Origin of the sequence: Bacillus cereus group sp. BfR-BA-01408 (assembly GCF_022663305.1) — a bacterium.
Classification (GTDB): domain Bacteria; phylum Bacillota; class Bacilli; order Bacillales; family Bacillaceae_G; genus Bacillus_A; species Bacillus_A pacificus.
On the sequence record NZ_JAKUFF010000182.1, the window covers coordinates 1 to 647 of the forward strand.

Sequence of the window (647 nt, forward strand, 5' to 3'; positions counted from 1 at the left end):
CGCTTTCGCGCCTCAGTGTCAGTTACAGACCAGAAAGTCGCCTTCGCCACTGGTGTTCCTCCATATCTCTACGCATTTCACCGCTACACATGGAATTCCACTTTCCTCTTCTGCACTCAAGTCTCCCAGTTTCCAATGACCCTCCACGGTTGAGCCGTGGGCTTTCACATCAGACTTAAGAAACCACCTGCGCGCGCTTTACGCCCAATAATTCCGGATAACGCTTGCCACCTACGTATTACCGCGGCTGCTGGCACGTAGTTAGCCGTGGCTTTCTGGTTAGGTACCGTCAAGGTGCCAGCTTATTCAACTAGCACTTGTTCTTCCCTAACAACAGAGTTTTACGACCCGAAAGCCTTCATCACTCACGCGGCGTTGCTCCGTCAGACTTTCGTCCATTGCGGAAGATTCCCTACTGCTGCCTCCCGTAGGAGTCTGGGCCGTGTCTCAGTCCCAGTGTGGCCGATCACCCTCTCAGGTCGGCTACGCATCGTTGCCTTGGTGAGCCGTTACCTCACCAACTAGCTAATGCGACGCGGGTCCATCCATAAGTGACAGCCGAAGCCGCCTTTCAATTTCGAACCATGCGGTTCAAAATGTTATCCGGTATTAGCCCCGGTTTCCCGGAGTTATCCCAGTCTTATGGG

1 rRNA gene is annotated in these 647 nt (G+C 53.6%); it reads right to left on the reverse strand.

What is annotated here, in order from left to right:
• A 16S ribosomal RNA gene (locus tag MR083_RS26755) occupies window positions 1–647 on the reverse strand; the annotation flags it as partial.